Origin of the sequence: Nanchangia anserum, assembly GCF_015240065.1 — a bacterium.
Lineage (GTDB): Bacteria > Actinomycetota > Actinomycetes > Actinomycetales > Actinomycetaceae > Nanchangia > Nanchangia anserum.
Window position 1 is genome coordinate 916769 of sequence record NZ_CP060506.1, and the last position, 26478, is coordinate 943246.

General features: G+C 67.1%; 18 protein-coding genes and 6 pseudogenes. 23 read left to right on the plus strand and 1 reads right to left on the minus strand.

The window, feature by feature from the left end:
• Positions 1 to 4 precede the first annotated feature (4 nt).
• Positions 5 to 1327, plus strand: a complete 1323-nt coding sequence (hisS, locus tag H8R18_RS04225) for a histidine--tRNA ligase (protein ID WP_191070866.1) — start codon at positions 5 to 7, stop codon at positions 1325 to 1327.
• Here hisS and H8R18_RS10055 read toward each other — a convergent pair.
• A pseudogene (locus H8R18_RS10055) lies at positions 1324 to 3080 on the minus strand (DEAD/DEAH box helicase). The gene hisS and the pseudogene H8R18_RS10055 overlap by 4 nt on opposite strands.
• Positions 3081 to 3261: 181 nt before the next feature.
• Between H8R18_RS10055 and aspS the strand changes: the two are divergent.
• From aspS to carB, 22 genes and pseudogenes are all read left to right on the plus strand, one after another.
• A pseudogene (aspS, locus tag H8R18_RS04235) lies at positions 3262 to 5039 on the plus strand (aspartate--tRNA ligase).
• A gap of 102 nt (positions 5040 to 5141) precedes the next feature.
• The gene (locus H8R18_RS04240; RefSeq protein WP_191070869.1) at positions 5142 to 5774 is read left to right on the plus strand and encodes an L-threonylcarbamoyladenylate synthase; all 633 of its coding nucleotides are present in this window, start codon (positions 5142 to 5144) and stop codon (positions 5772 to 5774) included.
• 14 nt (positions 5775 to 5788) lie between these two features.
• Positions 5789 to 7128: pseudogene (locus H8R18_RS04245) on the plus strand (replication-associated recombination protein A).
• Between the two features lie 114 nt (positions 7129 to 7242).
• The gene (gene rpsD / locus H8R18_RS04250; RefSeq protein ID WP_191070871.1) at positions 7243 to 7863 is read left to right on the plus strand and encodes a 30S ribosomal protein S4; all 621 of its coding nucleotides are present in this window, start codon (positions 7243 to 7245) and stop codon (positions 7861 to 7863) included.
• Between the two features lie 97 nt (positions 7864 to 7960).
• Positions 7961 to 8326 carry a DUF948 domain-containing protein gene (locus tag H8R18_RS04255; RefSeq protein WP_191070872.1) on the plus strand — a complete coding sequence of 122 codons (366 nt, stop codon included), beginning with the start codon at positions 7961 to 7963 and terminating at the stop codon, positions 8324 to 8326.
• Positions 8323 to 8505 carry a hypothetical protein gene (locus H8R18_RS04260; protein ID WP_194189397.1) on the plus strand — a complete coding sequence of 61 codons (183 nt, stop codon included), beginning with the start codon at positions 8323 to 8325 and terminating at the stop codon, positions 8503 to 8505. The genes H8R18_RS04255 and H8R18_RS04260 overlap by 4 nt, the downstream gene beginning before the upstream one ends.
• A gap of 38 nt (positions 8506 to 8543) precedes the next feature.
• On the plus strand, positions 8544 to 11243 hold the full coding sequence (gene alaS, locus H8R18_RS04265; protein ID WP_191070874.1) for an alanine--tRNA ligase: 2700 nt from the start codon (positions 8544 to 8546) through the stop codon (positions 11241 to 11243).
• A 4-nt stretch (positions 11244 to 11247) separates the two neighbouring features.
• On the plus strand, positions 11248 to 11730 hold the full coding sequence (gene ruvX / locus H8R18_RS04270; RefSeq protein ID WP_227712886.1) for a Holliday junction resolvase RuvX: 483 nt from the start codon (positions 11248 to 11250) through the stop codon (positions 11728 to 11730).
• 314 nt (positions 11731 to 12044) lie between these two features.
• Positions 12045 to 13077: pseudogene (mltG, locus tag H8R18_RS04275) on the plus strand (endolytic transglycosylase MltG).
• The gene (locus H8R18_RS04280; RefSeq protein ID WP_191070876.1) at positions 13077 to 13904 is read left to right on the plus strand and encodes a shikimate dehydrogenase family protein; all 828 of its coding nucleotides are present in this window, start codon (positions 13077 to 13079) and stop codon (positions 13902 to 13904) included. The pseudogene mltG and the gene H8R18_RS04280 overlap by 1 nt, the downstream one beginning before the upstream one ends.
• Entirely contained in the window at positions 13901 to 14188 is a 288-nt protein-coding gene (locus tag H8R18_RS04285; protein WP_194189398.1) for a hypothetical protein, read from the plus strand. Before H8R18_RS04280 ends, H8R18_RS04285 begins: the two co-directional genes overlap by 4 nt.
• Positions 14163 to 14546: an A24 family peptidase gene (locus H8R18_RS04290; protein WP_194189399.1), complete on the plus strand. Its 384-nt coding sequence runs from the start codon at positions 14163 to 14165 to the stop codon at positions 14544 to 14546. Before H8R18_RS04285 ends, H8R18_RS04290 begins: the two co-directional genes overlap by 26 nt.
• 58 nt (positions 14547 to 14604) lie before the next feature.
• Positions 14605 to 15809, plus strand: a pseudogene (gene aroC, locus H8R18_RS04295) (chorismate synthase).
• Complete coding sequence (gene aroB, locus H8R18_RS04300) at positions 15806 to 17476, plus strand: 3-dehydroquinate synthase (protein WP_194189400.1); 1671 nt, start codon at positions 15806 to 15808, stop codon at positions 17474 to 17476. The pseudogene aroC and the gene aroB overlap by 4 nt, the downstream one beginning before the upstream one ends.
• Positions 17473 to 18015 (plus strand): shikimate kinase, encoded by a 543-nt coding sequence (locus H8R18_RS04305; protein WP_191070880.1) that lies wholly within the window; start codon positions 17473 to 17475, stop codon positions 18013 to 18015. The genes aroB and H8R18_RS04305 overlap by 4 nt, the downstream gene beginning before the upstream one ends.
• 47 nt (positions 18016 to 18062) lie before the next feature.
• Entirely contained in the window at positions 18063 to 18626 is a 564-nt protein-coding gene (gene efp / locus H8R18_RS04310) for an elongation factor P (RefSeq protein ID WP_191070881.1), read from the plus strand.
• On the plus strand, positions 18626 to 19132 hold the full coding sequence (gene nusB / locus H8R18_RS04315) for a transcription antitermination factor NusB (RefSeq protein WP_191070882.1): 507 nt from the start codon (positions 18626 to 18628) through the stop codon (positions 19130 to 19132). The genes efp and nusB overlap by 1 nt, the downstream gene beginning before the upstream one ends.
• A gap of 65 nt (positions 19133 to 19197) precedes the next feature.
• Positions 19198 to 19764 carry a bifunctional pyr operon transcriptional regulator/uracil phosphoribosyltransferase PyrR gene (gene pyrR, locus H8R18_RS04320; RefSeq protein ID WP_227712887.1) on the plus strand — a complete coding sequence of 189 codons (567 nt, stop codon included), beginning with the start codon at positions 19198 to 19200 and terminating at the stop codon, positions 19762 to 19764.
• Positions 19765 to 19766: 2 nt separating this feature from the next.
• The gene (locus H8R18_RS04325) at positions 19767 to 20738 is read left to right on the plus strand and encodes an aspartate carbamoyltransferase catalytic subunit (protein ID WP_191070883.1); all 972 of its coding nucleotides are present in this window, start codon (positions 19767 to 19769) and stop codon (positions 20736 to 20738) included.
• Positions 20731 to 22035: a dihydroorotase gene (locus H8R18_RS04330; protein WP_191070884.1), complete on the plus strand. Its 1305-nt coding sequence runs from the start codon at positions 20731 to 20733 to the stop codon at positions 22033 to 22035. Before H8R18_RS04325 ends, H8R18_RS04330 begins: the two co-directional genes overlap by 8 nt.
• Positions 22028 to 23197, plus strand: a complete 1170-nt coding sequence (carA, locus tag H8R18_RS04335) for a glutamine-hydrolyzing carbamoyl-phosphate synthase small subunit (protein ID WP_191070885.1) — start codon at positions 22028 to 22030, stop codon at positions 23195 to 23197. The genes H8R18_RS04330 and carA overlap by 8 nt, the downstream gene beginning before the upstream one ends.
• A pseudogene (gene carB, locus H8R18_RS04340) lies at positions 23190 to 26476 on the plus strand (carbamoyl-phosphate synthase large subunit). Before carA ends, carB begins: the two are co-directional and overlap by 8 nt.
• The last annotated feature ends 2 nt before the right edge of the window (positions 26477 to 26478 follow it).

Below are 26478 nucleotides of genomic sequence, written 5' to 3' on the forward strand. Positions count from 1 at the left end.
CACCATGGAAAATCTCGTCAGCCTCTCCGGCTTCCCCGAGGGAGACCTCGAGGCCACCATCGTCGAAAACTTCGTCGTCTCCACGCTCCAGCGCACCTTTGAACTCCACGGGTTTGCCCGCCTGAGCACCCGAGCGGTTGAGCCGGTCAAGGAACTACTGGCCAAGGGCGAGACCTCGAAAGAGATCTACCTGCTGCGGCGCCTCCAAGAGGATCCCGTGCGCGCCGCCCAATCGAAGAAGCAGCTGGGCCTCCACTTCGACCTGACCGTGCCCTTCGCCCGCTACGTGCGCGAAAACGCCGGCCGCCTGGATTTCCCCTTCAAGCGCTACCAAATCCAGAAAGTCTGGCGTGGCGAGCGACCCCAGGACGGGCGCTTCCGCGAATTCATCCAGGCCGATATCGACGTCGTAGGCGACGGCACCCTGCCCTTCGCCTACGAGGTCGAGGTCGCCCTCGTCATGGCCGATGCCCTGGCGGCACTGCCGATCCCCGAGGCAACGATCCTCGTCAACAACCGCAAGGTCGTGCAGGGCTTTTGCGAGGCGCTCGGCATCGACGACGTCGAGGGGGCACTGCGTAGCCTCGACAAGCTCGACAAGATCGGCCCCGACGGCGTCGCCGCCGAGATGCGCGAGCTGGGATTTGCCGAGGACGCCATCGCCAAGCTCGCGCAGATGGCCCAGATCGGCGGGGGCGCGAGCGAGGTCCGCGAGGGACTCGCCGTCCTCGAGGTCGACTCGCCCACCCTGCGTGAGGGCGTCGACGAACTGTGCGCGCTGCTGGAGGAGACCGATCGGCGCCGCCCCGGGCGCGTGCGTGCCCAGCTGCGCATTGCCCGCGGCCTCGACTACTACACGGGCACGGTCTACGAAACCGAGATCGCCGGTCACGCCGACCTCGGGTCGATCTGCTCGGGAGGGCGCTACGATTCGCTGGTTCGTCAGGGCAAGCGAACGTTCCCTGGCGTGGGGCTGTCGATCGGGGTCTCCCGCCTGGTCTCGCGCATGCTCAGCGCCTCCATGGTGAGCGTGTCGCGCAAGGTACCGACGGTCGTCCTCGTGGCCGTCACCGACGAGGAGGCTCGCCCCGATTCGATCGCGGTGGCCGAGGCGCTGCGCGAGCGCGGAATCGCCTGCGACGTCGCTCCCGAGGCCCAGAAATTCGGCAAGCAGATCAAGTTCGCCGACAAGCGGGGGATTCCCTATGTGTGGTTTCCGCTCACGGGTGAGGTCAAGGACATTCGCACGGGCGAGCAGGTCGCTGCCGACCCGGGCACGTGGATGCCGCCGGCGGTCGACCTGCACCCCGAGGTGCGTCCGGCTTAGTCGCGCTGTTCGCGCGGCTTCTTCCGCGACTTGGTGCCGCGCCCGGCCCGCGGCGATCCCGCGCGGTCGGGCCTGCCGCGATCCTCGCGAATCTTCAGCGCGCGCCCACCGATGCGGGCCCGCGCGATTTTCGCTGCGCTCGAGTGATCGAGATTGGCGATCTCGACGAGCGAGAACGACGGATAGATGTCGATCGACCCGAGTGCCTTGCCCGGGATGCCGCCCTCGCCCGTGATGGCACCGACGATGGCGCCCGGCCCCACGCCGTCGCGCTTGCCAACCTCGATGCGATAGCGGCGTGCCCCGCGCATCGACGGGGGACGCGAGGCCTGGCGGCGGGGATTCTTGCGGCCAGACTTGGGCGCCTTGTCGCGCCCGCCTTCGAAGGACGCCGAGACGAAGCGGCCCCACTCGTCGACCTTTTCTTCCCGGCGAATCCGCCCGGGCGAAGTCCGCTTCGACGGAGTCGGCCCGGCATCGCCACACGCCAGCGCCAGCAGCGCCGCGGCGATGTCGCCGATGTCGAGACCCTGGGTGCGCTGAATGTCCTGGAGGGCGTGATAGTAGACCTCGAGTTCGGCCTGATCGAGGCGCTGCCCACACCGATTGAGCAGCGCCTGGGCACGATGGGCCGCCACTTGCGCGGGGGAGGGAATGAAGGTCTCCGTCATCTCGGTGCCCGTGAGCGAGACGATCTTCGTCATCCGGTAGCGCTCGCGCGGGGTGAAGAACGTCAGGGCGGTGCCCGTCCGCCCGGCCCTGCCCGTGCGGCCAATGCGATGGACGTAGGCCTCGGCCTCGCGCGGCACGTCATAGTTGATGACGAGCCCGAGGCGCTCGACGTCGAGGCCGCGCGCGGCGACGTCGGTGGCGACGAGAACATCGAGCTTGGCCGAACGCAGCCGGGCGATGATGCGCTCGCGCTCGTCCTGGGCGACGTCACCCGAGAGCGCGGCCGCCTTGATGCCCACCTGCTGCAGGTCGGTGGCGATTTCCTCGGCATCGGCGCGGGTGCGCACGAACACGATGCGGCGTCGGCATCGCTCGTTGCCAACACGCGCTGTAGGGCCTCCATCTTGAACTTGAAGGGCACCACCGCGTACGTCTGGGTCACCGTGTCCACGGTCGAGGACTGCGGCGCGACCTCGATCGAGACGGGATCGGTGAGGTAGCGGTCGGCGACCTTGAGGATGGCGGGCGGCATCGTCGCCGAAAACAGCGCCTTGCGTGCACCATCGGGAATGAAGGCGCTGATCTGCTCGACGTCCTCGGCGAACCCCATGCGCAGCATCTCGTCGGCCTCGTCGAGAACGAAGAAATCGACGCCGTCGAGAACGAGTTCGCCGCGCTCCATGAGGTCGATGACGCGCCCCGGGGTGCCCACGCACACCTGCGCCCCACGGCGCAGCGCCCCGATCTGCGGGCCGTAGGCCGACCCGCCGTAGACGCAGACGACGCGGACGTCATCGAGTGCGCGGGCAAACTCCTCAAGCGCCTTCGCCGACTGTTGGGCGAGTTCGCGCGTCGGGGCGAGAACGAGGGCCTGGAGGCCGGGTTGCGAGGTCACCTGGGCCAGCAGCGGCAGCCCGAACGCCGCGGTCTTCCCCGTGCCCGTTTGCGCGACGCCGACGAGATCGCGGCCCTCCATGAGGGGGCCGATCGCCTCGCGCTGGATCTCGGTGGGCTCGCGATACCCTGCCGCGTCGACGGCATCGAGGAGGGGTTGGGGGAGGGGAAGGTCGACAAAGGACATGCGGCGCCACTTTCATACTCGGGCCAGGCTGGCACTCCACCCTATCGATTCGCCTCATGGCCACCTAGCGACACCGTTGTGGTCTCTCCCACGCGGCGGCGCCGTTTTTCGCGCGATGCCCAAGCGCCGTAGACTGGGCCAATCATCGCTGTCATGGCCGAAAACGAAAGGGATAGGCATCGTGGAGAGAACTCACTACGCCGGCTACCTGCGCGCCGCCGACGCCGGAACGACCGTCACCCTCGCCGGGTGGGTCGATCGGCGCCGCGACCATGGAGGGGTGGCGTTCATCGACCTGCGTGACGCCTCCGGCATTGCCCAGGTCGTCATCCACGACGAAGAGGTGGCCTCGCAGCTGCGCGCCGAATACGTCATCGCCGTCACCGGTGAGGTCCACGCCCGCCCGGCCGGCAACGAAAACCCGTCCCTTCCGTCGGGCGAGATCGAGGTCTACGCCTCGAACGTGGAGGTCCTCAATCCCGCCGCCGCGCTGCCGTTCCAGGTGTCCGAGCACGCCGAGGACTCGGGACAGGTGGGCGAGGAGACCCGGCTGCGGTATCGCTACCTCGACCTGCGTCGCAAGCCGATTCACGACGCGATCGTCTTGCGCTCGAAGGTGTCGAAGGCCGCGCGCGATACGCTCGCCGGTTTCGACTTTGTCGAGGTGGAGACACCGACGTTGACGCGTTCGACCCCCGAGGGCGCGCGCGACTTCCTCGTGCCCGCGCGCCTGGCGCCGGGATCGTGGTACGCCCTGCCCCAGTCGCCCCAGCTGTTCAAGCAGCTGCTCATGGTCGGCGGGATTGAGCGCTACTACCAAATTGCGCGCTGCTACCGCGACGAGGACTTCCGCGCCGACCGGCAGCCTGAATTCACCCAGCTCGACATCGAGATGTCTTTCATCGACCAAGAAGACGTCATCGCGGTCGCCGAAGCGGTTCTGCACAACGTTTTTGCCCTCATCGATGTCAAGGTCCCGCGCCCGATCCGGCGGATGACGTATGCCGAGGCCATGGAGAAGTACGGCACCGACAAGCCCGATCTGCGTTTCGGCCTCGAACTCATCGATCTGTCCGACTACTTCGCGAACACGCCGTTCCGGGTCTTCCAGGCCGATTACGTCGGCGCCGTCGTCATGCCCGGCGGTGGCTCCCAGCCGCGGCGGACCTTCGATAAGTGGCAGGACTGGGCGCGCTCGCGTGGGGCGAGGGGCCTGGCCTACGTCACCGTTGCCGAGGACGGCACGGTGGGCGGGCCGGTGGCGAAGAACATTTCGCCGGCCGAGCGCGACGGGCTGCTTGAGGCCACCGGCGCCTCGGCGGGAGACTGCATCTTCTTCGCCGCGGGGGAGCGCGACGCCTCGCGTGCGCTGCTCGGTGCCGCACGACTCGAGATCGGGCAGCGCTGCGGCCTCATCGATCCCGACCGTTGGGAGTTCGTGTGGGTCGTCGACGCGCCCCTGTTCAAGCCCTCGGCCGCCGCGAAGGCCGATGGCGACGTGGCGCTGGGGGCGTCGGCATGGACCGCGGTTCACCACGCGTTCACCTCGCCCAAGCCCGAGTGGCTGGATAAGTTTGAAGAGGATCCGGGCAACGCCCTGGCCTACGCCTACGACATCGTCCTCAACGGCAACGAGATCGGTGGCGGCTCGATCCGTATTCACCGCCGCGACGTCCAAGAGCGCGTCTTCTCGGTGATGGGGATCGCGCCGGAGGAAGCGCAGGAGAAGTTCGGCTTCCTCCTCGAGGCCTTTAAGTACGGCGCGCCCCCGCACGGCGGAATCGCCTTCGGGTGGGACCGCATCGTGGGCCTCATGAGTCACGCCGATTCCATCCGCGACGTCATCGCGTTCCCGAAGTCGGGTGGCGGCTACGATCCGCTGACCGACGCGCCGGCGCCGATCACCCTGAGCAGCGCGCTGAGGCCGGGGTCGACTACACCGGCGACGACGAGGACTGATCAGACACGATCGTAGCGGCGCGCTCGGGGCATCGTCCCGGGCGCGCCGTGCACATTCGGTCGGGGCCGGCGCGGCGCGGCCGTCATCGCTACGATGGAGGCATGAGCGCCTACCTTGATATTCACCCGGTCGACCCCCAGCCACGCCTCATTCGCAAGGCGGTGGACATCATCAACGACGGCGGTGTCATTGCGTATCCGACGGATTCGGGATACGCGGTTGGCTGCAAGCTCGGCAACCGCGCCGGGCTGGAGCGCATTCAGAAGATCCGCAAGCTCCCGTCGAGCCACAACTACACGCTCGTGTGCCACGACTTCTCTCAGCTCGGGCACATGGTCATCGTCGATAATGCGGCCTACCGGGTCATCAAGGCGCTGACGCCGGGACCCTTCACGTTCATCATGAAGGGCGACCGCGAGATTCCTCGGATTATGCTCAACCCGAAGAAGAAGACGGTGGGGGCGCGCATTCCCAACCACAAGACGGCGTTGGCCCTCGTTGCCGAACTCGGCGAACCCATCATGTCCTCGACGCTCATCATGCCCGATCGCAACGAGCCGGAATCGAACGGCTGGGCGATCCGCGACGAGATCGGCTACCTGCTCGACGCCGTCATTGAGGGCGAGATCGGCCAGGCCGGAGCGACGACCGTCATCGACATGACCGGCCCCGAAGGGCCCGTCGTCGTGCGTCAGGGTGCCGGCGACGCCTCGGCTTACTTCGACCAGGCGTAGGCGAATCGGAGCGAATGGATCTCTTCGATTCGGCCCTGCACGAGGCTTCTGGAGTTCCCGACGTCACGGCGGGTGCCCCGCTCGCTGTACGGATGCGGCCACAGGTTCTCGACGACCTCGTCGGCCAGGACGACCTCGTTGCACCGGGATCACGCTGCGTCGCCTCATCGACGGCTCGGGCGGGGCGTCTGGGGCATCGTCGGTCATCTTGTGGGGTGGCCCGGGCACGGGCAAGACGACGATCGCCTACCTCATCGCTCGCGCCGGGGCCCGTCGCTTCGTCGAGGTCTCGGCCGTCAGCGCCGGCGTCAAGGATGTGCGTGCCGTTATCGATGACGCGAAGCGACGACTGGGGGCGTCGGGGGAGCAGACCGTGCTCTTCGTCGACGAGGTTCACCGCTTCTCGAAATCTCAGCAAGATGCGCTGCTACCCGCGGTGGAGAACCGCTGGGTCGTCCTCGTCGCCGCGACGACCGAGAATCCCGCGTTTTCCGTCATCTCTCCGCTGATTTCGCGTTCGCTCGTCATCACGTTGAACGAGCTTGGCCCCGATGACGTGCGTCGCGTCGTCGACCGCGCCCTGCGCGATCGGCGGGGCCTCGCCGAGGCATTCACGCTGTCCACCGAGGCCACCGACGCACTCGTGCGCATGGCCGGAGCCGACGCGCGTCGCTCGCTGACCCTGCTCGAAGCCGCGTCGCACGCGGCCGCCGACGCCGCCAGGGGCGAGATCACCGTCGCCGATATTGAGGCGGCGGCCAATAAGCACTATTCGACCTATGACGTCGACGATCACTACGACGTAATTTCGGCGTTCATCAAGTCGATGCGCGGCTCAGACCCGGATGCGGCCATTCACTACCTCGCACGCATGATCGACGCCGGCGAAGACCCGCGCTTCATCGCTCGGCGCATCATGATTTGCGCGGCCGAAGACGTCGGCCTGGCTGACCCGACGATTCTTCAACTGGCGGTCGCCGCCGCCCAGACAGTCGAGAAGATCGGAATGCCGGAAGGGCGCATTCCGCTGGCGGAGGCGACGATCGCCGTCGCGCTGGCGCCAAAGTCGAATCGGGCATATCAGGCGATCAATGAGGCGCTGGCCGACGTGCGTTCGGGTAAGACCGGTGCCGTCCCCACTCATCTGCGCGACTCGCACTACCCGGGTGCACCGCGCCCGGGAACGCCGGGTGCCTATCGCTACGCCCACGACTACCCCCACGCGGTCGTCGCTCAGGACTACCTTCCCGCCGAGCTCGCCGACGTGACGTATTACACCCCGAGTGGGCGCGGTTATGAGGCGACGCTCACGAATCGCCTACAGAAGGTGCGGGCGCTGCAACGAATGCGCTAAGGTTGCCGAGTTGCCGCCTGGCAATCCGGGGTCTTGGCCCGAGAGGCTGACCCCACCTCCCGCTCACGCGGGGGTGAAACAGTTGATTTCGGAAGACAGAAAAGGTGGTTCGCTATGTCGACCCGCACGCGTAAGCAGGTGCGCCTCTCGCGCGCCCTCGGTATCGCCCTGACCCCCAAGGCTCAGCGCTACCTCGAGAAGCGTCCCTACGGCCCCGGTGAGCACGGCCGTGCCCGCCGTCGCAACGAGTCGGACTACGCCGTTCGACTCAAGGAGAAGCAGCGTCTGCGCGCCCAGTACTACATTCGCGAGGCCCAGATGCGCCGCGCGTTCGAAGAGGCCCGCCGCATGAGTGGCCAGACCGGTGACAACCTGGTGGCCCTGCTCGAGTCGCGCCTCGACGCCCTCGTTCTGCGTTCGGGCTTCGCGCGCACGATGCCGCAGGCCCGTCAGACGGTCGTGCACCGCCACGTCCTCGTTGACGGCAAGATCGTCGATCGCCCGTCGTTCCGCGTCAAGCCCGGTCAGACCATCCAGATCAAGCCCACCTCGCAGGTGAAGGATCCCTTCCAGGTGGCCGCTGCCGGTGCGCACCGCGACGTCCTGCCCGACGTGCCCCCCTACCTCAACGTCGAGCTCGAGAAGCTCCAGGCGACCCTGCAGCGCCTCCCCGAGCGCGCTGAGGTTCCGGTGATCTGCGACGTCCAGCTGGTCGTCGAGCACTACTCGCGCTAATCTCATGTGTTCTCGGCCCCGCCCGGATAACCGGGCGGGGCCGAGGCATAGGTGGTATAGGGTGTGAAACGGCGATTCCCCACGAAAGGATTGGACCATGAGCGTAGGTAGCATCGCGGCACTTATCGCCGCTCTTGCCTTCGTTGTCCTCGTCGCCATCACGGCGGTGCCCCTGCTCAAGCTGGGGAAGGTTTTCGACCAGCTGAGCGCCTCGATCCGCGAGGTCGCGACGAACGCGAACGGGACGATTGTTGAAGCCAATCAGGTGGTTCGCGACGCCAATGCCCAGCTCAGTCGGGTGGACGCGGTGACGACGTCGGCTGCTCAGGTCAGCCAGGACATCTCCGCGCTGTCGGCTCTCGTCTCGGCGACGTTGGGCGGCCCCCTCATTAAGCTTGCCGCGTTCACACACGCCACGCGCAGCCTGCTGCGTCCCGACGATCGCTCGGGTGAGCAGCGATGAAGCGCGTCGTCGGTGCCGGGGTGACTCTCGTCGCTCTCGGGGCAATCGCGTGGTCCATTCCTCCGGTGCGCTCGGCCATGACGAGCGCGGCAACCCGTTTTACGCGGGCCTATAGCGAGCGCGAGCAGCAGCAGCTGCGCGCCGTCCTCATGAGCGAATCGCTGCCCCTGGCGCGGTGACCTCCCACGTTTTTGACATCTGCTGAAGGTATTCCTCTATGCGTACTGCGGAAATTCGTCGCCGTTGGCTCGACTTTTTCGGTAAGAACGATCACCAGCTGTGTGACTCCGTCCCGCTCGTGTCGTCGGATCCCTCGATTCTCTTCACGATTGCCGGGATGGTTCCGTTCATCCCCTACATCGTCGGCACGGAGAAGGCACCGTGGCCGCGCGCCGCGAGCGTGCAGAAGTGCATTCGGACAAACGACATCGACGAAGTCGGCAAGACGACGCGGCACGGGACGTTTTTCCAGATGTGCGGCAACTTTTCGTTCGGCGACTATTTCAAAGAGGGCGCCTCGCGCTACGCGTGGGACCTCCTCACCGGCTCGCTCGACGACGGCAAGTACGGTCTTGACGGCGACAAGCTGTGGGTGACCATCTGGGAGCACGACGACGAGGCTCGCCGGATCTGGCTCAACGACATCGGCCTGGATCCCGCCCATTTGCAGGAGCTGCCGCGCGAGGAGATCTTCTGGCACACGGGGCAGCCCGGTCCGGCCGGTCCCTGTGCCGAGATCCACCTCGATCGCGGTCCCGAGTACGGTCCTGAAGGCGGACCGGAAGCGGACACGAAGGGGGATCGCTACCTCGAGATTTGGAACCTCGTCTTCGACGAGTTCCTGCGCGGTCCCGGCACCGGCAACGATTACGAGCTGATCGGCGACCTCGATGCGAAATGCATCGATACGGGCCTGGGGCTGGAACGCCTCGCCTTCGTCCTGCAAGGCAAAGACAACATGTACGAGATCGACGAGGTCTTCCCCGTCATCGCGGCCGCTCAAGAGATGTCGGGCAAGACCTACACGCTCGGAACGACGACGGCGAACCCCGACGACGTGCGCATGCGTATCGTCGCCGATCACGTGCGTTCGGCACTCATGCTCATCAACGATGGCGTGCGCCCGGGCAACGACGGGCGCGGCTACGTGCTGCGCCGTCTCGTGCGCCGCGCCGTGCGCTCCATGCGGCTGCTCGGCGTTACCGATCCCGTCCTGCCGACGCTGCTGCCGGTCTCGCAGGCGGCGATGGCGCCGTCCTATCCCGACCTTGTCGAGAACTGGGACGTCATCCAGCAGGTCGCCTATGCCGAGGAGGAGTCCTTCCGCCGCACGTTGAGCGCGGGCACGACGATCCTCGACCAGGCGGTGTCGCGGGCGAAGGAGCGCGGCGACGACCAACGCGGCGTCGTCAGCGGCGAGGACGCATTCACACTGCACGACACGTACGGGTTCCCCATCGACCTCACTATCGAGATGGCTCACGAGAGCGGCGTCGAGGTCGACGAGGCGGCATTCCGCTCCCTCATGGAGGAACAGCGCACCCGAGCGCGCACCGATGCGCTGGAGAAGAAGCGCGGTCACGTCGACACGCACGTCTACCACGATCTCGCCGACAAGGTCGGCGGTGCCGTGACGTTCCTCGGCTACACCGATGCCGAATGCACCGCGCGGGTCGTCGGCATTCTCGTTGACGGCCAGCCCGTCGCTGCCGTCACCGGTCCGGCTGAGGTCGAGGTCATTCTCGACCAGACCCCGTTCTACGCGGAGATGGGCGGTCAGCAGCCCGATCACGGAACCCTCACGTCCGCCGGTGCAACGGTGAACGTCACCGATGTGCAGGCGCCGATCAAGGGCCTGACGGTGCATCGTGGCACACTCGGCGAGGGCGAACTGGCGATCGACGACACCGTCGTGGCCGCGATCGATACCGCCCGGCGCACGGCGATCGCCCGCGCACACACGGCGACGCACATGGTGCACAAGGCGCTGCACGAGCACCTGGGGGAGCAGGCGACCCAAGCCGGTTCCGAGAATTCGCCGTCGCGGATGCGCTTCGACTTCCGTCACGGCCAGCAGATTCCCACCGACACGATGGAGGCCATCGAGGCGCGCGTGAACGAGCGCCTCACCGGCGATCTCCTCGTCACCGATCGCCAGATGCCGATCGACGAGGCCCGGGCCTCGGGCGCCATGGCGCTGTTCGGCGAGAAATATGGCGACGTCGTGCGGGTCGTCGACATCGGCGATGGCTGGTCGCGCGAGCTGTGCGCGGGCACCCACGTGCCGACGACCGGCCACATCGGGCGCATCACGGTGCTCGGCGAGTCGTCCATCGGCTCGGGCCTGCGTCGCATCGAGGCGCTCGTCGGCGACGGTGCCTACGACTATCAGGCCCGCGAACATGCCCTCGTCTCGCAGCTGTCTGGCCTCGTCGGCGTGGCGCCCGATCAGCTGGTGGCGCGCGTCGAGGCGCTCATGGACAAGCTCAAGGTCACGCAGAAGCAGATGGCCAAGCTCGCCGAGGCTCAGCTGAGCGCACAGATCCCCGCGGCTGTCGATGCGGCTGTGTCCTACGGCAGCATCCGCGCTGTCGTTCACAGTCTCGGCGAGGTCTCCGGTGCCGACGCCGTGCGCAGTTTTGCGCTGGGCGTGCGTGAGCGCTTCGGTTCGGCTGCCGGCGTTGCCGTCATCATCGGCATCGCCAAGGGCCGCCCCGTCGTCGTCGTCGCGACGACGCCCGCCGCGCGCGATGCCGGCGTGCGCGCCGGCGACCTTGTGCGCGTTGCGGCCTCCGCCATGGGTGGAGGCGGCGGCGGTAAGGACGACGTTGCACAGGGGGGCGGCAAGGATGCCTCGCGCGTGGAGGACGCCCTCGCCGCTATCCGCGACCAGCTGACGCGCGGCGGGCGGGCCTAACGTGGTGGTCGGGGTCATCGTCGGGATCGATGTGGGCAAGGCCCGCATCGGTGTGGCCCGATGTGACCCCGACGGCATCATGGCAGTGCCGGTCGCGACCGTGCGCGTTGATCAGTGGGGCAGCCACGTCGACGAGGTCGCCGAACTGATTGAGGCAGCCCGGGCTGCTCACGTTGTCATCGGCATGCCGCGCCGGCTATCCGGACAGCTGGGCGAGGCCGCGACGATGGCACTCGACTTCGCCCGCGAACTCGCCGCGGTGACCCACGCCGACATCACGATGGTCGACGAGCGGATGACGTCGGTGTCGGCACATCGCGATTTGCGCAGTGCGGGGCTGTCATCTCGACACCATCGCGCCGTCGTCGACCAGCAAGCTGCAGTTATTATGGTGGAACACACGTTGGATACCGTGCGCCGCACGGGAAGCCTCCCCGGCACCGCGCTGTCCGAGTGGTCCGACACATCACAGGAGGAAGCCAGGTGAGCGACGTCGATCCGCACAACGCCTCAGCGAAGCGCTACCCGCCGCGTCGATCGCGCAGGCGCAGCGACGCTGAGGTCGATGCGCCCTCGCAGGCCCACCGCGCTGATGGCGCGTATGAGGCAGCTGATCCGGTGACCTCCGAAACTCCCGTGACGTCATCGGACGAGGACACGCAGGTCGGTATCCCGCAGGCCGTGCCCGCCGTGGCGCACGAGCATGTCGAGTCTGAACGCCCGCACGGTGAGGCGCGTCCCGAGGGACAGCCGACGCCGAGGCGCGGTATTGATCGCAAGCGGCAGCGACGGCGTCGAACGATGATCCTCATCGCCGTTGCGGTGGCTGTCGTCGTTGCCGCGATCGCGTCGATCGGGTATCTCGGTGGGCTGCGCTCACTCGTCTCCGGTGCCGACGATTACGAGGGCCGAGGCAGCGGCGAGGTCTCGGTCACCATTCCCGAGGGCGCGACGGGTCGCGATATCGCGCAGATCCTCGCCGACGCGGACGTCGTCGCGTCGCCGCAAGCCTTCGAAAACGCCTATTCGTCGTCGTCGCTGGCCAAGGGAATCCAGGCGGGCTCCTACACACTGCGCAAGCACATGTCCGCCTCCGAAGCCCTCGCCATGCTGCTCAATCCGGCCTCGAAAGCCGACCTGACGATCACCATCCCCGAAGGCTTCACGAAGGCCCAGGTCAAGGACCGGCTCGTGAGTATCGGGCAATTCAGTGCCGACGAGGTCGACAAGGCGATGGCAAACACCCAGGCGCTGGGCATTCCCGCCGAGGCCAACGGCAACATCGAAGGGTGGCTCGCCCCCGATACCTACACGATCGGCCCGAACGAATCGGCCGAGTCGTTGCTCAAGACCATGGTTAATTTGACGATCAAGCGGCTCGATGCTGCCGGCGTCAGCCCCGCCGATCGCCAGGCTGTGCTGACGAAGGGCTCGATTATCGAGCGCGAGGTCAACAAGGACGAGTACTACCCCATGGTTGCCCGCGTCGTCGAGAACCGGTTGAGCGACAACCCCGAGACGCACGGGCTGTTGCAGATGGACTCGACGGTGCTCTATGGCTTGGGCAAGACCGGCGGCATCCCCTCGCGCGACGATCTCGCGAAGGACACCCCGTACAACACGTACCTACACAAGGGACTCCCCCAGCCCGATCGGCGCCGTCGGCGAAAAGGCGATCGCCGCCGTCATGAAGCCGAGTGCGGGCAACTGGATGTACTACGTGACGGTGAATCTCGAGACCGGTGAGACGAAGTTTGCCTCGACCCTGGACGAGCAGACGAAGAACACCGAAGAGCTCAAGCGCTATTGCAGCTCTCACCCGGACGTGTGCTGATGACCTATGCCGCCGTCGTCGGTGATCCCGTCGACCACTCGCTCTCACCGCTGCTTCACCGCGCCGCGTATGCGCACCTCGGCCTCGACTGGGACTACCGGCGGATGCGTGTGCGCGCGGGCGAGATCGCTCGCGTGCTCGCCGACCTCGACGGGGACTGCGTGGGGTTGAGCGTGACGATGCCGCACAAGCAGGACCTCGCGGCTCACCTCGATCACGTTGACGGCTTGGCGCAGGCCACGGGGGCTATCAACACCGTCGTGTCGAGCGCGGGAATGCTCGCGGGCTTCAACACGGACGTCTACGGGATCGTCGAGGCCGTGCGCGCTCAAGTGGGGGAGCGGACGTGGCCGCGCGTATGCATTCTCGGTGCCGGCGCAACCGCGGCGTCGGCGATGGCCGCGGCGATTCAGCTGGGATGTCGCGACCTCAGCCTCGTCGCGCGGGCGTTTTCCGGACCCAAGCGCGCGGCTGCCGCCGCACACCGCCTGGGGGTTCACCCCACCCTCTTTCCCCTCGCTCACGCGGACACGGCGCAGCGTGCGCTCGCGCAGGCCGATCTCGTTATCTCCACGCTGCCGGGCGAGGCGGCCGCGCCGATCGCCTCGCAGGTGAAACTCCGTCCCGACACGGTCGTCCTCGACGTGTCGTACGCACCGCGCCCGACTCCATGGGAACGCGCGTGTGCCGAGGCCGGGGCGACAGCGCTGTCCGGTCTCCACATGCTGATTCACCAGGCGCTCATGCAGGTTCAGCTGTTCAGCTCGCGTCAGGTCTCACCCGAGATCCTTTATGGCGCGCTCGAGGAGGCGGGGATCACGCCATGATGGGGATGCAGGTGCTTGCGGGCATCATCGTCGGTGGCTGCGCGCTCGCCTATGCGCTGGGTCCGGGGTATCGCGCCCAGCGCATCTACGGTAAACGGTTCTCCCATGAGCCGACCTGGTGGGACGGACGCGCGGCGATCGCCGTGCTTACTCTCGCCATTGGCGCGGTCTGTCTCGCCGGCACGTGGGGGAGCGCGAACGTCGTTCTCACGCTTCCGGTGCTCATTTTCGGCCCAACACTGGCTCATCGATCTCGCTGTGCACCGTCTTCCCAACGCCATTAACCTCGCGTTCGCCGTGGCCACCGTCGCGGCCGTTATCGTCGCAAGCGCGCTCGACGGTGACGCCACGCGGCTCGTGCGCATGGTGTGCGCGGGCGCGCTGTTCGGCCTGCTGTTTTTGCTCTCCAACTTCGTGCGTGGGGGCTTTGGGATGGGCGACGTCAAGCTCGCCCCCTCGGCCTTCGGCATGGCGGCGGCGGCCTCGCTAACAGGTCTGGGCATCATGACGATCGTGACCTTCGTCGGTGCCGGCCTCGCCGCGCTCATCCTCGTCGGCCTCAAGCGCGCGACGATGTCGTCGGCGCTGCCCATGGGACCGTGGATCATCCCCGGCCTCGTCGCGGCCATCGCGGCGTCGTGAGCTGTCCGAATGGGAGCGACGGCAGCGACGAGCCGGTGAACGTGGGACACTGACTAACATGCGTTGGCTCACAGCTGGTGAATCTCATGGCCCCGCCCTCCTCGGCATTTTGGATGGGATGCCCTCCGGCGTCACCTTGACCACCGACATGGTGCGCGCGGCACTGGCCCGGCGTCGCCTCGGCCATGGTCGTGGTGCTCGCCAGAAGTTCGAGCGCGACGAGGTCACCCTGAGCGGCGGGGTACGCCACGGCGTGACGACGGGTGCCCCGATCGGGATGACCATCGCGAACTCGGAATGGCCGAAGTGGGAGGTCGTCATGAGCGCCGACCCGGTCGCCCCCGAGGACCTGCTCATCGATGCTGGCACGGGCGATGAGCGCGAGATCGCCCGGAACAAGAGGCTGACGAAGCCCCGCCCCGGGCACGCGGATCTCGCCGGCATGCTCGCCTACGACCACACCGACGCCCGCAACGTCCTCGAGCGCGCCTCGGCGCGGGAGACGGCCATGCGCGTGGGACTCGGCGCGTGCGCTCGGGCCTTCCTCACCCAGGCCGCGGGTATCGAGATTGTTTCCCACGTCGTCGCGATCGGCTCCGTCACGTCGGCCGCGCCGTGTCCACGCCCCGCTGACGCCGAGGCCCTCGACGCCAGCCCCGTGCGCTGCCTCGACGAGGAGACGCAGCGCCAGATGATCGCCGCAATCGATGACGCCCGCTCGAGCGGCGACACGATCGGCGGCGTCGCCGAGGTCGTCGCCTACGGCGTCCCCATCGGACTGGGGACGCACACGCAATATGACCGTCGCCTCGACACCCGCCTGGCCGGTGCGCTCATGTCGATTCCCTCGGTCAAGGCCGTCGAAATCGGCGACGGATTTGCCCAGTCGCGCACGCCTGGCTCACGCGCCCATGATGAGATTGTCCCGGGCCCCGACGGCCTCGAGCGCACGTCCAATCACGCCGGCGGCATCGAGGGGGGCATGAGCAGCGGCGGCCCCGTGCGCGTGCGTTGCGCCTTCAAACCTATTTCCACGGTGCCGCACGCGCTGGCGACGGTAGACCTCGACACCGGCGAGGCGGCGCGCGCGCGCTTCACCAGCGCTCCGATGCGTGCGCGGTCGTTCCCGGCGCGGTCGTCGCGGAGTACCAGGTCGCCCTCACGCTCGCAGCCGCGCTGCTTGACCACGTCGGCGGCTATTCGTTGGCTCAGGTCAGTGACAATCTCGAGGCCTACCGTGCTCGCTTAGGAGAACGCTCATGAGTGCCCCAACCCACAGTCTCCCTGAGGAATTCTTCCCGCTCGTTCTCGTCGGCCTGCCCGGTGCCGGGAAGACGACGGTGGCGCGCGAGCTGTCGCGCCTGGTCGGGGGAGCCGGCTGCGATCTCGATTCCGAGATCAAGCGCCGGACCCGGATGACGATCCCCGAGATCTTCCGCACCCGCGGCGAAGAGGGCTTCCGCGACATCGAGACCGAGACGCTGCACCACGCCCTCGCCGTCACGCGCGGCGTCATCGCGCTCGGTGGCGGCGCGCTGGAGAGGCGACGCAACCGCGACCTGCTGCGCGGACGCGTCGTCATCTACCTACAGGTCAGTCCCGAGCAGGCCGCAAAACGTGTCGCCGGCGAGAAGGGCGCGCGCCCGCTGCTCGAGCGCGAGGACGCGAGTGTCGAGCAGGTTCTTCTCGAGCTCTTTGCGCGCCGCGAGCGCTACTACACGGAGGTCTCGACGCTGTCGGTGCGCACGGATTCGCTGACTCCGGCCGAGATTGCCGCCCGCTGCGTCGACAAGCTCGACGACCTGTCTCGCTCCGCCGAGGGGCGCCGCATCGCGGCCTCGGGGATGGGCGCGACGGTGAGGATTCGAGTCGGCGGAGAGGCGCCTTACCGCGTGAGTGTCGGGCACGGGCTCGCCAGCGAGGTCGTCTCGTCGCTGCGTCCCGAGACCCGTCGGGTCCTCCTCATTCACCCCGAGGCGCTGCGTGAGGAGGCGGAAAGCTTGCGGGCGAGTCTGAGCGATGCCCGTCTCAGCGTCATCTCGCACACGCATCCCGAGGGTGAGGGCGCAAAAGACATTGCCGTCGTTGCCTCATGCTGGGATGCCCTCGGGCGCCACCACGTGACCCGGCGTGACGCCGTCGTGGCTCTGGGCGGCGGGGCGAGCACCGACATGGGGGGATTCGTCGCGGCGACGTGGATGCGTGGTATCGACGTCGTCCAGGTGCCGACGACGACACTCGGAATGGTGGATGCCGCGGTCGGGGGAAAGACCGGCATCAACACGCCCCAGGGGAAAAACCTCGTGGGGGCGTTCTATCCGCCGCGCGCCGTCATCGCTGACCTCGACTATCTGCGCACGCTGCCGCTGGACGAGCACCGCTCTGGACTCGCCGAGGTCATCAAGTGTGGCTTCCTCGCGGATCCGGCGATCGTGCGCACCGTTAAGGCAGCGCCCGAAGCCTGCCTCGATCCGACGACGGCGGAACTCGCCGACCTCGTCGAACGTGCTATTCGCGTCAAGGCTGACGTCGTGACCGACGACCTGAAGGAGGCGGGACGGCGCGAGCACCTCAATCTCGGGCACACGTTCGCTCACGCGATTGAATGGGCCGAGGATTACCGCGTCCGCCACGGTGACGCTGTCGCCCAGGGCATGGTGTATGCCGCACACGTCGCTCGCCTGGCGGGCATCGGCCCGGATAACCTCGTCGAGGAGACGATCGGTGTGCTCGAGGCCGTGGGGTTGCCGACGAGCTATCGCGGTTCCGATGCCGACACCCTCATCGGGGCGATGTTCTCCGATAAGAAGGTCCGCTCGGATCGGCTACGCTTCGTGTTGCTGCGTGAGTGGCAGCGCCCTGACGTCGTCGCCATTGACGATCTCGACCTGTTGATCGAGGCCGCCAGGCGTGTGGGAGTGCGCGCGTGAGTCCCGACCTCATCATTCTCGGGTTGCCAGGGTCGGGAAAGACGACACTCGCTGAAGAGGTCGCGCGCGCCAGCGGCTTGGCCGTCACCGACACTGACGACCTCGTCTCTCAGGCCACGGGAATGCCGGCGCACGACTACCTGTTTGCCCACGGACAGGAGGCTTTCGACCGGGCCGAGGACGAGGCGCTGCGCGACGCGCTGGCGCGCCGGGGAATTGTCGTCGTCGGGGGAGGGGCCACCGACCGCGAGGAGAATGTTGCCGCCATCTCGGCGCTGCGCGCCACCGGCGTCCCGGTTGTCGTCACCCAGGCGGATCCCGCCGCTCTCGTCGCCCGCCTGGGCCTCAATGCTCCGCGCCCCGTTGGCATGGGCGCGCCGCGGCGATGGATCCGCGAATGGAGCGAGCAACGCCATGCAGTGTGGGCGAGTTTTGATCCTCTCCTCGTCTCGACGTCGAATCCGGCGGGTCCCGATATTGCGCCGGTCCTCGAGGCGCTCGCGAGCCGCGGATTTTCGCCACGCTGTGCCCGGGACTAGACTCTCGGGTGGACTACTGAGACCTACCCCGACGCAAGGAGACGCCCGTGGCGACAACGAACGACTTGAAGAACGGCATGATTCTCAAGCTGGACAACCAGCTGTGGCAGGTCGTCGAGTTCCAGCACGTCAAGCCCGGCAAGGGGCCGGCGTTCGTGCGCACGAAGATCAAGAACGTGCTGTCGGGCAAGACCGTTGACAAGACGTTCAACGCCGGTGTGAAGGTGGAGACGGCGACGGTGGATCGCCGAGACATGACCTACCTGTACAACGACGGCGAAGACTTCGTCTTCATGGACGTTGAGGACTACGAGCAGATCACGGTCTCGCGCGCCGTCGTTGGCGACCAGGCTCACTTCATGCTGGAGAACCAGAACGTCATCATCGGGTTCAACGAGGGCAACGTGTTGTTTGTCGAGTTGCCGGCTTCTGTCGTCCTCGAGATCACCTACACCGAGCCGGGTCTGCAGGGTGACCGCTCGAACGCCGGCACGAAGCCGGCGACGCTCGAGACGGGCTTCGAGATCCAGGTTCCGCTCTTCCTCAACCAGGGTGAAAAGATCAAGGTCGACACCCGCACGGGTGCCTACATCAGCCGGGTCAAGGACTAATGGCAAAGCGGCAGCGACTGACGGCGCGCACGCGGGCCCGCTCGCGCGCCGTCGACACGCTGTTTGAGGCCGAGGTGCGCGGTTTCGGGAGCGATCCCGAATCGCTGCGCGGCCTGGCCAACAAACGGCGCGAAATCACCACCCAACAGACTCCGCTTCCCGATTACGCCTTCACGATCGTCACCGGCGTCGCGGACGCGATCGATGTGATTGACGACGCAATTGCCACGCACTCGCATCGGTGGTCGCTCGACCGGATGGCGCGCACCGATCTGGCGATCATGCGCGTGGCGACCTGGGAAATCCTGTGCAATGACGACGTGCCCGACACGGTGGCGATTAACGAGGCACTGACGATCACGCGCGCGATCTCCACCGCGAAATCGCCGGGATTCGTCAACGCGATCCTCGACGCCATTCGGCGATCGAAGTACACTGAAGACGTCGCCTCGCCGGCCTCCACGGCGCACGAGGCCGATGACGCGGACACCGACGCGGTGTCCTGACCACAACTTCATAGACCCACATATTCCTTTAAGTCCGTCCAGTGAGGCGGGGAAGGAGGCGATCAGTGGCTGAGTCCATCACCGCTGACGACCTTGTGGCTGCCGGCAAACAAGTGCTGGCCGCCGATGACATCGACCGATCGCTCACGCGCCTGTCTTACGAGATCATCGAAAAGACCGGCGGCGGTGACGATGTGGTGATTCTCGGTATTCCCACCCGCGGTGTTCACGTGGGCGCCCGAATCGTTGAGAAGCTGTCTCAGCAGGGCGCGAACGTGGCCGCGGGTGTTTTGGATATCACGATGTATCGCGACGACCTCGATCGCCAGCCGACGCGCACCCCGCACCCGACCTCGATTCCCGCGTGTGGGGTCGATTCCAAGACCGTCGTCCTCGTCGACGACGTTCTCTATTCGGGACGAACGATTCGCGCTGCCCTCGAGGCGCTGTCCGATCTCGGACGTCCGGCAGCCGTCCAGCTCGCTGTGCTCGTCGATCGCGGTCACCGTCAATTGCCGATCCGCCCGGACTATGTGGGGAAGAACCTTCCCACCTCGCGCAGCGAGGCCGTCAGCGTGCTGCTGAAGGAAACCGATGGTGTGGATGCCGTTGTCATTGGGAAGGGGAAGTAACTGTGCGTCATCTCATCGATATTGCCGACCTGTCGGTCTCGGAAGCGCTCCAGCTGCTGGACACGGCCGAGGCCATGGCGGCCACCCAGCGCCGCCGCGTGAAGAAGCTGCCGACGCTGCGTGGCAAGACCGTCGTCAACCTGTTCTTCGAAGACTCCACCCGCACGCGTCTGTCGTTCGAGGCCGCGGCCAAGCGGTTGTCGGCCGACGTCATCAACTTCTCGGCTAAGGGCTCGTCCCTGTCGAAGGGGGAGTCGCTGAAAGACACGGCGCTAACGCTTGGAGCCATGGGCGCCGACGGCATCGTCGTGCGCCACTCGGCATCGGGCGCGGCCTACCGCCTCGCCCACGCCGGCTGGCTCGACGTGCCCGTCCTCAACGCGGGCGACGGCACGCACCAGCACCCGACCCAGGCCCTCCTCGACGCCATGACGCTGCGCCGCTACTACCGCGGCGACGGCGAACCGGCTGAGCCCGGTAAGACCCTCAAGGACGCCCACGTCGTCATCGTCGGTGACGTCCTCCACTCGCGCGTGGCACGCTCGAACGTCGACCTGTTGACGATGCTCGGCGCCCACGTGACCTTTGTGGCGCCGCCGACGCTGCTGCCCGTCGGCATCGACGAGTGGGACTGCGACGTCGTCTTCGACTTCGACGAAGCCCTCAAGTGCGAACCCGACGCCGTCATGATGCTGCGGGTCCAGCGCGAGCGCATGAGCGCGGCGGGAGGGGGATTCTTCCCCTCGCCCGAGGAATATCACCGCTCTTATGCCCTGGATCACCGACGCTTCACCATGCTCAAGCCCGAGGCCGTCATCATGCACCCGGGGCCGATGAACCGCGGTCTCGAGATCTGCGCCGAGGCCGCCGATTCGCCGCGCTCGGTGATCGTCGAACAGGTCGCGAACGGCGTCAACGTCCGCATGGCCGCGCTCTATCTGCTGCTCGCTGGGGAGGGAACCACCAATGACTAACCTGTTCATCACCAACGCTCGCGTCCTCGGACAGGATCCGACGTCGATCGCCATCGAGAACGGCACGATTACTGCGGTTGGCCCCGATGCCACGGCCCCGGCCGGCGCCCGCGTCATCGACGCCAATGGGCTCATCGCCCTGCCCGGTCTCGTCGATCTGCACACGCACCTGCGTGAACCGGGGCAAGAGGATGCCGAAACCGTCGAGTCGGGCACCCGTGCCGCGGCCGCCGGCGGTTACACGTGTGTGCACGCGATGGCGAACACGAATCCCGTCGCCGACAACGCTTCGGTCGTCGAACAGGTCGCGCACCTGGGCGCTAAGGCCGGGTGGGTCGAGGTCCGTCCCGTCGGCGCCGTATCGGAAAACCTTGAGGGCAAGCACCTGTCGGCCATGGGCGCGATGGCTCAGTCCCAGGCGCACGTCCGGGTGTTTTCCGACGACGGCAAGTGCGTGTGGGACCCGGTCCTCATGCGCCGCGCCCTCGAATACGTTCGCTCCTTCGATGGGGTCGTGGCCCAGCACGCCCAGGACCCGCGGCTGACAGACGGGGCACAAATGAACGAATCGCCGCTGTCTGGCCGGCTTGGCCTGGCGGGATGGCCGGCGGTCGCCGAGGAATCGATCATCGCCCGCGACCTCCAGCTCGCCCAGCACGTCGGCTCGCGCCTGCACGTGTGCCACCTCTCGACCGCCGGCTCGGTCGACCTCGTGCGGTGGGCGAAGAAGCGCGGCATCAATGTCACGGCCGAGGTCACCCCGCATCACCTGTACTTCACCGAGGACCAGGCGACGAGCTACGATCCCCGCTTCAAGGTCAACCCGCCGCTGCGCCGACGCGAGGACGTCGAGGCCGTGCGCGAGGGCCTCGTTGACGGCACGATCGATATCGTCGCGACCGACCACGCCCCGCACCCGCTGGAGTCGAAGGACTGCGAGTGGCAGGTCGGCGCGTTTGGCATGACGGGCCTCGAGACGGCGCTGAGCGTCGTCATCGAGACGATGGTGACGCCGGGCAAGATGTGCTGGGCTGACGTTGCCCGCGTCATGTCCTCGGCACCGGCGCGCATCGGTCGCGTCGCCGGCCAGGGTCAGCCCATCGAGGCCGGCTCGGTTGCAAACTTGACGCTCATCGACCCCGAGACGAGGCGCGATATCACGCTGGACAACCAGGTCTCGGCCTCGACGAACACGCCGTGGGTCGGCCGCAGCCTGCCCGGCTCGGTTGAGTGGACGATCTACGCTGGACGCGTCACCGTCGCCGAGGGCGAGCTCCAGCAGGGCGACCATGAGTGAGGACTGCGCCCTCATCGTCTGCGAGGACGGCTACGTGCTGCCCGGGCGCGCCTGGGGTGCGCGCGGGCGCACGGTCGGCGAGGCGGTGTTCTCGACGGGCATGACGGGGTACCAGGAGACCCTCACCGACCCGTCCTATCGCCGCCAAATCGTCGTCCAGACGGCCCCGCACATCGGAAACACGGGCATTAACGACGAGGATAGCGAGTCGCGTCAGGTGTGGGTCGCGGGCTACGTCGTGCGCGACCCCTCTCCGCGGGCGTCGAACTGGCGGACGTCGGGCGAGCTCGAGGAACTGCTACGCGACCAGGGCATCGTCGGTATACGCGACGTCGACACGCGCGCCCTCACGCGACACCTGCGCGAGGTCGGCTCGCTGCGCGCCGGCATCTTCTCGGGCGACGCCCTGCCCGAGGGGGCCAACCAGTGGCCCGTGCCCGGCTACGTCACCGACGTCCTCGTCTCGCTCGTCACCCAGGTGCCGCCGATGGTGGGAACCGCGCTGGTCCACGAGGTCTCGACCGATCAGTCCTACACGATCGAACCGACCGAGATGGAGCCGCGCGCGACGATCGTCGCCCTGGATTTGGGAATGAAGGCGGGCAGCCCGCGTTGCCTGGCCGAGCGCGGCGGGCGCGTCCACGTGTTGCCCGCGTCGGCGAGCCTCGATGACGTCCTCAGCTATCGCCCCGACGGCGTGTTCCTCTCCAACGGCCCGGGCGATCCCGAGACGGCCACCCACGAGGTCGATCTGGCTCGGGCGCTGCTCACCCGGCGTATCCCCGTGTTCGGCATCTGCCTGGGACATCAAATCCTCGGACGCGCGCTGGGATTTGGCACGTACAAGCTCGCCTACGGTCATCGCGGCGTCAATCAGCCGGTGAAGGACCTCACGAGCGGCCGCATCGACATCACGGCGCACAACCACGGCTTCGCCGTCGACATGCCACTCGACGGGGCTTGCCAGGCGCCGGCCGATGCCGATTTCGGCCGCGTCGAGGCGTCTCACGTCAGTCTCAACGACGGCGTCGTTGAGGGCATCCGCTGCCTCGACGTTCCGGCACTGTCCGTGCAGTTCCACCCAGAAGCCGCTGCTGGCCCCCATGACGGGGGCTATCTTTTTGATCGCTTCTTCGCGTTGATGGAGACTCACCGTGCCTAAGCGCACCGATATTTCATCTGTTCTTGTTATCGGGTCCGGACCTATCGTCATCGGTCAGGCCTGCGAATTTGACTATTCGGGTTCTCAGGCGTGCCGCGTCCTGAAATCCGAGGGCATTCGCGTCATCTTGGTCAATTCCAATCCGGCGACGATCATGACCGATCCCGACCTCGCCGACGCCACCTACATCGAACCGCTGACCCCGCAAACGGTCGAGCGCATCATCGCCAAGGAACGGCCCGATGCGCTGTTGCCGACGCTGGGCGGGCAGACCGCCCTCAACATCGCCATCGCCCTGTCGGAATCGGGCGCGCTGGAGCGATGGGGAGTCGAACTCATCGGCGCCTCGGCCGATGCGATCACCGCGGGGGAGGACCGCGAGGCGTTTAAGCGCATTGTCGAAAAATGCGGTGCTGAGGTGGCGCGTTCGCGCATTGCCCACTCGCTTGAGGACTGTCATGAGGCGGCCGCTGAGTTGGGTTACCCGCTCGTCGTGCGCCCCTCGTTCACCATGGGCGGGCAGGGGTCGGGGATCGCCTACACGCCCGCCGACCTCGACCGCATCGCCGGGGAAGGCATTCACGACTCCATCACGTCCGAGGTGCTGCTCGAGGAAGCCATCATCGGGTGGAAGGAGTACGAGCTCGAGATCATGCGCGACCGCGCCGACAACGTCGTCGTGGTGTGCTCGATCGAGAACATCGACCCGGTGGGCGTCCACACGGGCGACTCCATCACCGTCGCCCCGGCGCTGACGCTGACGGATCGCGAGCTCCAGCGCCTGCGCGATATCGGCATCGCGGTCATCCGCGAGGTCGGCGTCGACACCGGCGGCTGTAACATCCAGTTCGCCGTCGAGCCGAGCTCGGGCCGGGTCATCGTCATCGAGATGAACCCGCGCGTCTCGCGCTCGTCGGCGCTGGCGTCGAAGGCGACGGGCTTTCCGATTGCCAAGCTGGCAGCGCGGCTCGCCCTGGGATACACCCTCGACGAGATTCCCAACGACATTACGCATTCGACCCCAGCCTCGTTTGAACCCGCCCTCGACTACATCGTCGTCAAGGCGCCGCGCTTCGCCTTCGAGAAGTTCCCGCAGGCCGATCCGCGCCTGACGACGTCGATGAAGTCGGTCGGCGAAGCCATGGCGATCGGGCGTAACTTCACCGAGGCCCTGTGCAAGGCCCTGGGCTCTCTGGACAAGCCGGCAGCCCAGCTGCATTGGCGCGGTGAGGTTCCCGACGAGGCCGAGGTGGCGGAATTACTCAAGCGCGCCGCGGTTCCCACCGAGTACCGCCTCGTCGACGTCCAACAGGCGCTGCGTGGGGGCGCGAGCGTCGAGCAGGTCTACGAGGCGACCCGCATCGATCCGTGGTTCCTCGATCAGATCTGCCTGCTCAACGATCTCGCTTCCGAGATCGCCGACGCCGAGGCGCTGGATGCCGACCTGCTGCGGCGGGCTAAGCGGCTGGGATTTCTCGACGACCAGATTGCCGAGATCCGCGGCATTTCGGCCGACGCGGTGGCCGAGGTGCGCCGCGCTTTCGGGCTGCACCCGGTCTACAAGTGCGTCGACACGTGCGCCGGGGAATTCGCCGCCGACACGCCGTATCACTACTCGACCTACGACATCGAGACCGAAGTACGCGAGCGCTCGCGCCCGGCGATCATCATCCTGGGATCGGGGCCGAACAGGATCGGGCAGGGGATCGAATTCGACTACTCGTGCGTGCACGCGACGCAGGAGCTGCGCGCGGACTACGACACGATCATGGTCAACTGCAATCCCGAGACGGTCTCGACCGACTACGACATCTCGACCCGACTGTATTTCGAGCCGCTGACGTTTGAACACGTCATGGAGATCTACCGGGCGGAGTCGCGCGCCGGCGAGGTCTCGGGCGTTCTTGTTCAGCTGGGTGGGCAAACCCCGCTCGCCCTGGCCGCGCGCCTGGAGGCCGCCGGGGTGAGAATCCTCGGGACCCCGCCGGCGGCCATCGCCGCCGCGGAAGACCGCGAGCTGTTCGGGGCCGTGTTGGACGCCGCCGGATTGGCCAGCCCGGCCCACGCCACGGCGCTCTCGCCCAGCGAGGCGCTGGAGAAGGCCGAGCAGGTCGGTTACCCGATCCTCGTGCGTCCATCCTTCGTCCTTGGTGGACGCGGGATGGAAATCATCGATAACCGGGCGGGGCTTGCCGACTACGTGGAGCGCCACCAGTGGGGCAGCGCGATGAACGGGCCGCTCCTCATCGACCGCTTCCTCGACGATGCCATTGAAATTGACGTCGACGCCCTCTACGACGGCCACGAGCTGTTCATGGGCGGGGTCATGGAGCACATCGAGGCCTGCGGCATCCACTCGGGCGACTCCGCCTGCGTGTTGCCGCCGATGTCGCTGTCGGTGAAGATTCTCCACGAGATCCGCGAGGCGACCGAAGCGATCGCGCGCGGGGTCGGCGTGCGCGGACTCGTCAACATTCAGTTTGCCCTGGCTGGCAACCGGCTTGTCATCATCGAAGCCAATCCCCGCGCCTCACGCACGGTGCCGTTCGTCTCCAAGGCCCAGGGATGGACGCTGGCGCGGGCGGCCGCGCGCATCATGACGGGGACGACCATTGCTGAGCTCAAGGCTCGCGGTATGCTGCCCGAACTCGACGCCGTCGAGGGCGAAGAACCCGACACGGTTGCTGTCAAGGAGGCGGTCCTGCCGTTCTCGCGGTTCCTCACCCGCGCCGGTCGCGCGGTTGACACCGTGCTCGGCCCGGAAATGCGCTCGACAGGCGAAGTCATGGGACTGGCGCGAGCCTTCCCGAAGCCTTCTCGAAGTCCCAGGTGGGAGCCGGCAGCGCGCTGCCACACGGGGGAGTGGCCTTCGTTTCGGTCGCGGATCGCGACAAGCGTGGCCTGGCACTGCCCGTGTCACGGCTCGTCGAGCTGGGATTCACCATCGTCGCCACGTCGGGAACCGCGCGGATCCTGCGCCGCGCCGGCATCGCCGTCACCGTCGTCGCCAAGGCGAGTGAGGCGGGGGAAACCGAGGGCGAGACCATCGTCGACCTCATCGAGTCTCGTGCCGTCGATCTCGTCGTCAATACGACGGATTCCTCGAGCACGCGTCGCGACGGCTACGTCTTGCGCGCCGCAGCCGTCGCCTCGGCCATTCCGCTCGTCCAAACGATGGCTGAGCTACAGGCGTCGGTCCAGGCGATCGAGGCACAGGCCCGCGGCGACTTCGAGGTATACCCGATCCAGTCCGTCCCCATGCGTGAAAGGACAGCGTAAAT